This is a genomic window from Nostoc sp. (genome assembly GCF_036917615.1).
Taxonomy (GTDB): domain Bacteria; phylum Cyanobacteriota; class Cyanobacteriia; order Cyanobacteriales; family Nostocaceae; genus Nostoc.
The window spans coordinates 76,751-88,723 of record NZ_JBALCZ010000092.1; the positions used below are offsets into that span (position 1 = coordinate 76,751).

At 40.0% G+C, this 11,973-nt stretch carries 6 protein-coding genes; all 6 read left to right on the plus strand.

All coding sequences use genetic code 11. The annotated features are described in order from the left end of the window. The first annotated feature begins 2 nt into the window (after positions 1 to 2). The 6 genes from V7K85_RS34615 to V7K85_RS34640 all read left to right on the plus strand — a co-directional run bounded on the left by V7K85_RS34615 (position 3) and on the right by V7K85_RS34640 (position 11,930). The gene (locus V7K85_RS34615; RefSeq protein WP_334820954.1) at positions 3 to 1,283 is read left to right on the plus strand and encodes a DUF1822 family protein; all 1,281 of its coding nucleotides are present in this window, start codon (positions 3 to 5) and stop codon (positions 1,281 to 1,283) included. Positions 1,284 to 1,623: 340 nt separating this feature from the next. Next, entirely contained in the window at positions 1,624 to 3,936 is a 2,313-nt protein-coding gene (locus V7K85_RS34620; protein ID WP_334820956.1) for a CHASE2 domain-containing protein, read from the plus strand. Positions 3,937 to 3,968: 32 nt separating this feature from the next. Continuing rightward, a complete protein-coding gene (locus V7K85_RS34625; RefSeq protein WP_334820957.1) occupies positions 3,969 to 4,742 on the plus strand; it encodes a DUF928 domain-containing protein in 774 nt (257 codons plus the stop codon). Positions 4,743 to 4,816: 74 nt separating this feature from the next. Further along, positions 4,817 to 8,470, plus strand: coding sequence for a two-partner secretion domain-containing protein (locus V7K85_RS34630; protein ID WP_334820959.1), 3,654 nt, complete (start codon positions 4,817 to 4,819; stop codon positions 8,468 to 8,470). Positions 8,471 to 8,518: 48 nt separating this feature from the next. Further along, positions 8,519 to 11,395, plus strand: coding sequence for a CHAT domain-containing protein (locus V7K85_RS34635; protein ID WP_334820961.1), 2,877 nt, complete (start codon positions 8,519 to 8,521; stop codon positions 11,393 to 11,395). Between the two features lie 169 nt (positions 11,396 to 11,564). Further along, positions 11,565 to 11,930 (plus strand): DOPA 4,5-dioxygenase family protein, encoded by a 366-nt coding sequence (locus tag V7K85_RS34640; protein WP_334820963.1) that lies wholly within the window; start codon positions 11,565 to 11,567, stop codon positions 11,928 to 11,930. Positions 11,931 to 11,973 lie beyond the last annotated feature (43 nt).

Below are 11,973 nucleotides of genomic sequence, written 5' to 3' on the forward strand. Positions count from 1 at the left end.
TTATGTTAAGTTTATCAGATTTCGTAAATATTGATATTAAGCATATTTGGTTGCAGGTCGAGACAGCCGAACAAGAAAAAGTATGGCAGCTTTGCCAACATCACTCAAATGCGATCGCAATTTACAATGCTTATCTTAATCGCATCTGCTTGAGTCGCTTAGTCACTTGGTTTCAGGCGTGCTTACAAGAATCCACGTTACGCGCAGAGGTATTTCCTAGTGAAGAAAATTTACCTATGATCTTAGAGATAGTAAATGGCACAGCAATTAAGGTGGGTGAAACCAAGATAGTATTAGTGCCAACTGAAACAATAGATATAGAAGAATTGTGCGTACCGCAAGAATGGATAGATATTAATAGTTGGGCGGCTGACTATTATATACCAGTGCAGATCAATTTGGATGGCGATGATGATGATTGTTGGATACGAGTATGCGGGTTTGCTACCCATCGTCAATTGAAAAACCAAGGCAAATATAATTCAAGCGATCGCACTTATTCTTTACCTATCGAGCAGTTAACTGAAAATTTCACCTTACTTTTTGCTACACTCGGACTGCGTTGGCGAGAAGAAGTTCCACCTGAAGCAACTTTGTCAGCAGCAGAAGCTCAAAACCTATTGCAGACATTGAGTGATACTTCTATTTATTCTCCCAGAGTACGTTTGGATATACCATTTGCTCAATGGGCGGCATTAATTTCCAACGAACAGTGGCGACAACAACTGTATAATCAACGTTTAAGTAAAGAAAAAAATACTGTATCCACTGCTAAGAAATACTTGCCACCAAGTACAGAATCAATGAATAGCGTCTCTGTAGACTCCTCATTTATTCAGGTGAACCTTAATCAATGGTTTCAGAAGCTGTTTGCAGCAGGATGGCAACCTATTGACGAAGCTTTAAATTCACAGCTAGGAAATTTAGCATTTGAGTTTAGAAGTTTTTCTGCAACTAGTAAAACAGGTGTAAATGGAATCAAACTAATTGATTTGGGGGTACAATTAGGAGGACAATCTTTAGCACTGATGCTTGCTCTCTCGCAGGAAGAAGACAAAAAAACTGCTATCATCGTACAAGTTCATCCCACTGGTAATAAGAAATATTTGCCACCGAATCTTAAAATCATGCTTTTAGAATCGGGAAACATTCTACAAGAAATTGAATCGAGAAGTCTAGATTCCTACATTCAACTTAACCGTTTTAAAGGTTTAAGCGGAACCAGCTTTTCTATCGAATTGATTCTTGATAACTTTAGGATGACAGAAAGTTTTTCGATTTGAAATAATATCAAATTTGGGTAATTACTTATAATAAAATTTATCAATACAGGACAGGTTAAGTTGAACTTTGTGAAACCCAACATGAACTTTGAACTGGCGTTGGGTTACCCTTCTCCTTCAGAGACGCTAACGCGAACGGGAAGCCGCTTCTCTACGAGACGCTACGCGAACGCGTCTACGTTCCTTAACCTAATAACCTACAGATATTATAAGTGTTCAAGCAAACCTGAAATTAGCTAATTAGTATTTTCAAGTCATGAGTTAACAAAAAACCCCTTAATAATATACATTAAAACGGTATGCATTCTGCCTGTAAATCATAGCTATCTTATAAATAAAGATGAGTAAGTTAATTGTTCTCAGCTTAGAAAAAGGTAACTTAAACGATGGATTTTTCCCTGTAACGGCACAATTATGGGAAACTAACAACTATCGTCCGATAAAATTTATAGGTAGTTTACCTCCTGCACCAAAAATTGCTGAACTCTATAAACGCTTTCAATTAATATATCAAGCACTTCATAAAAGATTCGTGAGTCGTTCGGGAATCGAAGTAGAATCAACAGGTTTAAATAACGTTAGTGAAGTAGATTTTAGTGAAGTTCAAGAACAGTTATATGAGGAAATCAATTCTTGGCTAAACTCTGATTTATTTCGCCCAATAGATCAAAAATTACGAGAAAAATTGGCTTTAGATGAAGAATTTCAAGTTATTATTGAAGCAAGCGATTATCTTCTACAACAGCTACCTTGGCATTTGTGGAATTTTATTGAGCATTACCAATTATGCGAAGTTGCTGTAAGTAATCCAAAATATGAGCGAGTTATACCATTACCCAGACAGAAAACAAATAAAGTTAGAATATTGGCAATTTTGGGTAATAGTCAAGGAATTGATATTCAGCAAGATAGAAATATTTTAGAACAATTACCAGATGCATCAATAGTATTTTTAGTAGAGCCTTCACGTCAGGAATTAGATAAGTGGCTTTGGGACGAACAAGGCTGGGATATACTGTTTTTTGCAGGTCACAGTCATAGCCAAGATGAGAAAGGTCAGATACATATAAATCAAACTAGTAGTTTAACAATAAATGAGTTAAAAAATGCGTTAATATACGCAATTTCGCGCGGTTTAAAAATAGCTATTTTCAATTCTTGTGATGGTTTGGGATTAGCGCGACAGTTAGCTGATTTGCAAATTAACCAAATTATTGTCATGCGGGAAGAAATACCGGACTTTATAGCACAAGAGTTTTTGAAGCATTTCTTGGGAGCTTTTTCGGAAGGTCAATCTTTCTATTTAGCGGTGCGTTATGCACGTTCAAGATTACAGGGTTTGGAAGAGGAATTTCCTGGTGCTTCTTGGCTACCTGTGATTTGTCAAAATATAGCGCAAGAGACTCTAACTTGGCAAGAATTATGCGGTCAAACTAACATAATTGCTTTCCCTAAATTGATAGCGCGGAATCTGAAAATCACATTTTTAGTGAGTGTGTTGATCACCGGCTTAATTACGGGAGTGCGATTGCTCGGCTTTATGCAACAATGGGAACTGTCAGCTTTCGACTCAATGATGCGGATGCGACCTGACGAAGGTGCAGATAAACGTCTTTTGGTGATTACTGTCACAGAAGCAGATATTCAGGCTCAAAAAGAAAGACAAAAATCATCACTATCAGATAGTACACTACAAGAACTATTGCAAAAATTGTCACTTTACAAACCAAAAGCCATTGGTTTAGATATTTATCGAGATTTTCCGGTAGGTTCTCAATATCCAGATTTAGCAAACCATTTGAGAACAAACAAAAATTTTATTGCTATCTGTCAAGTTAGCAATAGCAAAAAACAAGCAGTTGGGATTTCACCACCACCGGAAATTCCATCTAACCGCATAGGTTTTAGTGATGTTGTATTTGATAGCGATTTAGTAATTCGTCGTAATCTCTTATATATGACACCAGAAGTGGGGTCAAATTGCAAGTCGCCCTACTCCCTCAACTTTGAACTCGCACGACAATATCTAGCGAAAGAAGGCATCGGATTCGATATTACTGACGAAGGCTACTTGCAGCTTGGCAAAATAGTCTTTAAACCTATAGATGCCCCGACAGGTGGTTACCAGAAATTTGATACATACGGGCACCAAATACTACTTAATTATCGCTCTTCGCGGGAGGTTGCCAAACAAGTCAGTGTCGCACAAGTCCTGAATAATCAATTCGACCCCAACTTGATAAAAGATAAGATTGTTTTGATTGGCGTTGACTCACAAAGCGCTAAAGACTATTTTCTTACACCCTATAGTATGGCAACTACCCCCCACCAGGAAATTTCTGGGGTACTGCTTCACGCACATATGGTTAGTCAAATTCTAAGTGCCGTTTTAGACAAGCGATCGCTGCTGTGGGTTTTACCTGCATGGGGTGAAATCCTGTCGATTTGTGGTACGTCTTTGGTAGCCGGAATATTAGCTGTCTACAGTCGGTCACAATTGAAACTTGCTATTCTCATCAGTGCTGAATTACTTATCATCTACGGTTGCTGTTTTGTTCTGTTGCTATATGGAGGTTGGATGCCATTCCTTCCCTCTGCACTGGGATTAGTAATCACTGGAATCAGTGTAAAAAATACGAAAAATTATTCATAAGTAAATAACCGTAAATAATTGAAAATTTAATTATGACTAAAATCAACTTTCTTTCACCACTAAAAGCATTAGTACTGAGTGCAACTTTTTTATTAGTTAATATTACGCAATTATCAGTACAATCTCAGCAATCAAACACTACAAAAATACGTTTTGTTCAGCCAACCATAGAAAAACAACCAGAAAACCGAGGCGCACCGAGAGACAGAACAGGTGCAGGAACTCGCGGGGATTGTCCAGTTGCAAACAAACCTCTCACAGCCTTAGTACCTTTGGTGTCAAAAACTGTTTTAAGCTTAACCACAAATGAACATCCAACTTTTTGGTTTTACGTTCCCTATGTACCCCAGAATATCAACTCGGTGAAACTTGTTTTACTGGATGAAAAAAATAATTCTCTCACCAAAGAACCAATTCCTATTACTTTATCCAATACGCCGGGAGTGATTAGGGTTAGTGTTCCTACAACAGAGAAACCTCTGGAAATTGGACAGTATTATCACTGGTACTTTTTGATTGATTGTAACCCGCAAAGCCGCTCAGAAGATATAGCAGTTGAAGGGTTAGTGCAACGCATTGTCCTAAAAGATGAATTAACACGTCGTTTACATACAGCAACCCCACTTCAACAAGTAGCCCTTTATGCTCAAGCAGGTATTTGGCAAGATGCTGTAACTATTTTAGGAGAACTTCGCGCCCGCCAACGCCAAGATGCAACCTTGGCGACTGATTGGAAAGATTTGTTGGAGTCTGTGGGGTTGGAAAATATTTCTACCGAAGCGATCGCACCTTGTTGTAATCTCTAACATGGGCATCGGGCATTGGATATCTGCGAAAACTTTTTCTACTTTTTTAGAGGGATACTATTTTGAGAAAATATATGCATTTTGGATACTTCAGAGGGTTAGGAATTGCGATCGCGCAAGCCCTAACTTGTCAGTTCGCTGGTGCTGCAATAATATTCTCTGCTAATTGCGCGATCGCCCAAATTAAGCCGGATACCACTCTGCCGAATAATTCTAATGTCAAATTAAACGGCAACATCACAACTATTGAGGGTGGAACGCAAGCCGGAAGCAATCTTTTCCACAGTTTTTCAGAATTCTCAGTACCCATCAACGGTACAGCTTTTTTTAACAACGCTTTAGACATTCAAAATATTATTAGTCGAGTCACAGGTGGCCAACGTTCTGATATCAATGGCTTAATCAAGACAAACCCTCTTGGAAAAGCAAATCTGTTTTTAATTAATCCGAATGGAATTGTATTTGGACCAACTGGCACCTTAGATATTCGTGGTTCTTTTGTTGCGACAACAGCCAACGCTTTACAATTCGGTAGTCTAGGCAGCTTCAGTGCCACAAATCCACAAGCACCTTCATCGTTACTAACGATTAACCCTTCAGCTTTTTTATACAACCAAATCCCTACAGGAGCAATTGAAAATAACTCAGTTGCACCTGCTGGTCCTCATTTAGCAGGTTTTGATACATATGGTTTGCGAGTACCTGATGGTAAAAGCATATTACTAATCGGTGGTAATGTGACGATGGATAATGGACAATTAAATGCTTATGGTGGACGAATCGAATTAGCAGGATTAGCTGCTCCAGGAAGTATAAATCTTGCGATTGATGGCGACATTTTTACTACTCAAGTACCTGAATTATTCCGAAGTGATGTATTTTTGAATAATGGAGCGATCGCTAATGTTGCTTATAAAAGTGGTGGTAGTATTGCAGTCAACGCACGCAACATAGATTTATTAAAAGGAAGCGCACTCAATGGTGGTATCGAGGCAAATTTGGGATCAGCAACTGCAAAAGCAGGAAATATTACTCTTAACGCCACCGAAGCAATTAGGATAGAAGAGAAAAGCGAAATTAGAAATCAGGTTAGAACGAATGGCGCCGGCAATGCTGGTGATATTAATATTACTACTGGCTTATTGACCGTAAAGGACAGAGCTGGAATTTACACTCGTTCCGTAGATGATCATTCCTTGCAACGTCCAGGTAATGCCGGCAATATCAATATCAATGCTCGCGGACAAGTCTCTTTTCTCGATCGAAGTTTTGGCTCGACTAGTTTACAACCTACAGAACCTACAGGTGTAGGAAAAAGTGGAGATTTGCAGATTCAAGCTGATTCTGTGTTAGTTGATAACAACTCTCAATTAAAGGTTAGTACTTTAGGTACGGGAGATGCCGGCAATTTAACAATTGATGCTCGTAATACCGTTGATTTTAATAATTCCTTTGCCTTCAGCCAAGTTGAAAAAGGAGAAGGTAATGGCGGTATCATAAAAATCAACACGGGTTCACTCACGCTGGCCAATAATTCAATTCTTGATGCCAGTACCATTGCAAAAGGAAATGCGGGCAGTGTGAAAATACAGGCTCGCGATAATGTATCCTTTGCAAATAATAGTAGAGCGGTTACCACAGTCCAAGGAGGGGGCAAAGGAAATGGAAATGACCTTTCAATCCAAGCAAGGTCAGTTTCGGTTACTGGTGGATCATTTTTAACAGCAGGTACTTTCGGTGAAGGCAACGCAGGTAATGTAATAATTGATGCTACCGATTCGGTTCGATTTGATGGTAGTAACAGTTATGCTGCTAGCAGCGTAGGTTTAGAAGGATATGATGGCGTAGGATTAGGCGACGGAGGTATAGTAAAAATCTCTACAGGTTCGCTTCAGCTCACCAACCAAGCCAAATTAACAGCAGAAAGCTACAGCACACAAGGAAATGCAGGTAATATCATCATTAATGCCCGCGATACTGTCTCTTTATCAGATGGAAGTTCTATAAAAAGCCTGTTAGGAGGGCAAATAAACGGTAAAGCAGGTAATATCAGCATTACCACAGGTTCACTCTCAGTTGCCAGTGGTTCCTCGCTCCAGGCTGATACTTATGGAGAAGGAGACGCCGGTAATATTAGTATTAAAGCACGAGATAATGTGTCTTTTATAACCGAAGGAGGGGGATATGCCAGAGGACAATTTGATGCAAATGGTAAGGGGGGCAATATAGATATTACAGCGGATTCTTTAACCCTGAGTGATGGTTCCTTTTTAGCAACAAGCACTCTAGGACAAGGAAATTCTGGCAGTGTAACTATTAATGCCGCTAATGCCGTTAATTTAAGTGGAGTCAACAAAAAAGGTTTTCCAGGAGGCATTTACAGCGAAGTTGCGACCAAACAACCAAATAGTAATGGAGGCAATGTAAATATCACTGCTAGATCGTTGAAAGTTACTGATGGTGCACGCTTGGCTAGTAGTACAAATGGTAATGGAGATGCTGGTAGTGTCAATATCAATGCGACTGATTTCGTTTTATTTGATGGTGTAAATATAAAAAATGTTAATGGTGAAATTAAAACAAACAGAAGTGGTGCCTATAGTCTTGTGTTACCTCTAGGAACAGGTGCGGCAAATGATATTAACATTAATACAGGTTTGCTTTTTTTGCAAAATGGTGCGAACTTGCGTGCTGGCACAGACGGAAAAGGAAATGGAGGAAAAATAAATATTATCGCCCAAGATATGGTATCTATTGACGGAGCAAGCAGCAATGGATTCCCAAGTACGATTGAGAGTAATGTAGGAGAAAATGCTGTGGGCAGTGGAGGTAATGTTGATCTTACAACTGGGTCACTTTTGATTACCAATGGCGGCGAACTATCTAGCAGCAGTAAGGGAAATGGAGCAGCAGGCAATTTAACGGTAAATGCTAATTTGATTTATCTTGACAACCGAGGCAAAATTTCAGCCAACACGATTGCAGGAGAAGGCAATATAAATCTAAATCCTAGAGATTTATTAATAATGCTTCATAATAGTGAAATCACTACTAATGCTTCTGGAAACAATATTACTGGTGGTAATATTAAAATCGATGGCAAAAATGCTTTTGTTGTTGCAGTTGAAAATGAAAATAGTAATATTCGTGCTGATTCTGAAAAATCTCGTGGTGGAAATGTCACGATTAATGTAGCTAACATTTTTGGTTTTCAATCCCAAACAACATCATTCCCGCAAATAAGTAGCATTACTGCAAAAGGAGCAAGTCCTGAATTGGGCGGAAATATACAAATCAATACCTTTGATACAGACCCTAGTAAAGGATTAGTTTCTTTAACAACAGATGTGGTGGATGTCGCCCGTTTAGTAGACGATAATATCTGCGCGAGAACCGCTAAAAGTAGCTTCACTTATATCGGAAGTGGTGGTTTACCTCCCTCTCCCAACAACACACTTAATAGTGATACGGTATGGGAAGATTGGCGACTCACTGCTGTACCAAAGGGAATAGAGCAAGAAAAAGATAAGGGGAACTCGGAGTCCCCTCTGGGGATAAAGGGGCAAGGGGGAGAGAATAATTTCTCACGCCCTACTCAAATTTTGGAAGCGCAGGGGTGGATAATTAATCAGAATGGGGAAGTGACACTCACCGCTTATCCTTCCACAGCGGCACCACACAAAGTAGGAAGCTCATCATTGGGATGTCAGCCGCCAATTGCCAATTAATGGGCACGCGGTATCACGCAATGATGATTGATTTAGCAAGGGATTGGAATGGCAAGACCTAATTTTTTGGACACAGCTAGAAAAAAGGATGTATTTCGCAAGTGGCAAATTATCCTGTTAGCTTTGCTGGGGTTTACTTTCAGCTTTGGTGTTCATCTGCTATCGGCTGCTTCCATTGTCCCAGTTCTTGAAAAAGTCCCGATTGGATCGAGTCAGCCAATTAGCAATGCTTCTATATCCCATACCCAAGTCCCCGAAAGCATAGAACAACTGATACAAAAGGGCAAGACTTTATACCAATCAGGACAATTTGCTTCTGCGGCGCAAAGTTTTCAGCAGGCTGCACAGGTTTATCAGTCTCAAAATGACGCGCTGAACCAAGCTTTGGCGTTAAATTATCTTTCCTTGACTGAGCAAAAACTGGGACATTGGAACCAAGCAAGTGTTGCAATTACAACTAGTCTCGATTTATTAAACCAATCAAAATTAAGTACTAGTAGTGCAAAAAACATTCTTGCTCTAATTCTCAACACTCAAGGTAATTTACAATTAGCACTGGGGCAGGCTGAAAATGCATTGCAATCATGGCAAAAGGCAGCTAAAATTTATACTGAAATTGGTGATACTGCTGGTAATATTGGTATTTTAATAAACCAAGCTACAGCTTTTCAATCCTTGGGGCTTTACCACCGCACAATGAAAATATTTGAGCAGGTGGAAAAAAATCTCCTTTCGATGCCAAACTCGCTCTTAAAAGCTGCTGGATTGCGAAGTTTTGGAAATTCGCTGCTAGCTAGTGGAAATATTAGTGGAGATATAGAAGATCCTGAGAAAATACTAGAGCAAAGTTTGGCAGTAGCGCAACAGTTGCGATCGCCACAAGAAGAAAGTGCAACTTTACTCAGTTTAGGCAATGCCGCATTCGCAAGGGGCAAGAAAAATCTCATCAAAGAAAGCACTACTGAGGATAATTTTCTCCCGTCGCGGTGTAGACAAACAGCGATTGCCCAAACAGAGGATACCAAATACTTCAAAAAAGCATCTTATTACTATCATGAAATCGCTAATAAGTCTAGTTCCCCCATTACTGCTGTACAAGCACAACTCAATCGCTTGAGTGTATTGCAGTTTCTTGGGCAACAACCGACGAGCGAATATCTTGGCTCAATTAAATCTGCACTCTCCAATTTAACCCCCAGTCGAGCCGCAGTATACGCCAGAATAAATTTTGTCCAGAGTTTGGTTTGTCTTGAAAAGGCGTACAAGCAGACAACAAGAGAAATTTTCAATTTCCCAATCCAAAATCAGGATTTCCAGGCAGGAGCCAAGGAACGAGCTAAAATCCAAAATACCGCAGAAATTGTCGAGCTATTAAACACCGCTGTGCAACAAGCCAAAAACATCAAAGACCAACGAGCCGAGTCTTATAGTTTGGGTTTTCTGGGTCAATTTTACGAGATGAAAAAACAATTGTCAAACGCACAGCGATATACCGAGTCAGCTTTAAATCTTGCTCAGATGATAAATGCACCGGATATTGCTTATCAGTGGGAATGGCAACTCGGACGCCTGCTTTTGGTACAGGGAGATTCAGAAAGATCAGTAGCAGCTTACACCACAGCAGTGGAAACTCTGCATACTTTACGCGGTGATTTGGTAGCTCTTAATCCCGACATTCAATTTGACTTTCGAGATGAAGTAGAACCAGTATATCGTCAATTGGTAGAATTACTTTTACAATCGGACCAAACCTCGACTGATAAAGCAGTAACTAAACAAGTCAGTCAGAAAAATTTAAAGCAAGCTCGCAATGTGATTGAAGCTTTACAATTGGCTGAATTAGACAACTTTTTCCAAGATAGTTGTATTACCATCCAGCCAACGCAGATTGACGAAGTGGTGGACAATGCTAATCCAGTCACAGCAGTTTTTTACTCAATTATCTTAGCAGACCGCATCGAAATAATTGTCAAATTACCCCATTCTCAAGAATTACGGCATTACACGACTTACAAACCCAAAGTTGAAGTAGAAAACACTTTAGCAGTACTGCGACAAAAACTAGAACAACGCTATACATTTGGCGATCGCGAAGCGCTTTCCCAAGAAGTATATAACTGGATTATCAAACCTGCCATTACAGACTTGGAGCAAAGCAATGTCAAAAATCTAGTCTTTGTGATGGATGGTTCGTTGCGGAATATCCCAATGGCTGCGCTTTACGACAGCAAACAGTATTTAATAGAAAAATACAGCGTCGCCCTCTCGCCCGGTTTGCAACTGCTAACACCCAAACAAAAACGGGGACGATTGGAAGCATTAGTCGGCGGATTAACAGAATCTCGCCGCAGCTTGAGTTCCTTACCAAATGTCGCCACCGAATTGCAGCAAATAGAGTCTATAATCCCTTCTAAAAAACTTCTAAACCAAGATTTTACTGAGACTAAGATTAGGCAGCAAGTCAGTTCAGTTTCTTTTCCTGTGGTTCACCTAGCAACTCACGGTAGATTTAGTTCCAAACTCGAAGATACATATATTGCTGCTTGGAATGACAATATTAATATTAAACAGTTGCGTGAAATACTGCAAACTAGAGAACAAGTGGTAGGACGCTCCAATCGCGTACCTTCTCCAATTGAATTACTTGTCCTCAGTGCTTGTGAAACAGCGACTGGAGATAAGCGTGCTGCTTTGGGAATTGCTGGTGTCGCTGTGCGTTCCGGCGCACGCAGTACCTTGGCTTCACTGTGGCAAGTAGACGATAAATCTACCTCTGTTCTGATGAGTCAATTCTATCGACAGTTAACACAAGATGCCAATTTAAGTAAAGCAGAAGCCCTACGTCGTGCCCAAGAGTTTGTTTTGAAGGATAAAGGACATCCATTGTATTGGGCACCCTATGTTTTAGTGGGGAATTGGCTTTAGGTGAAAGATAAATCTTTGCTCTGTTCACAAGTTCCTCAAATTATTTTAATATCAACATAAATATGGGCTAAAATTGAGCGTAGGCGTAGCCCGTCGTAGACATCGCTTTTTCAGTGAGAAAGAAAAAGTCTGCTACCCAAAATTAGAGTTGAGAGCGAAAAGTGGATCTATGAAAGAAGATACTATCGAGATCACTGGTTTTCATGCTCATGTTTACTTCGATACCGAGAGTCGGGATGTGGCTGCGCGTGTACGTGAAGGATTGGGCGCTAGATTTGATGTGCAACTCGGACGCTGGTTTGATAAGCCCATCGGGCCACACCCAAAAGGAATGTATCAAGTTGCTTTCTTACCGAATCAGTTTGATAAAGTCGTTCCCTGGTTAATGCTCAATCGTGAGGGATTGGATATTCTCGTCCACCCTGAGACAGGCGATGCTGTAGCAGACCATGCGGTTCATTCCCTATGGTTAGGAAAAAAGCTAGATTTGAATATTGAGTTTCTTCGACAGCTTAGTTCGACTTTATCCAATTAAGGCAAGTAGCCCGCTTTATTAAGCAAAAGTTCTGTCTGGGGTG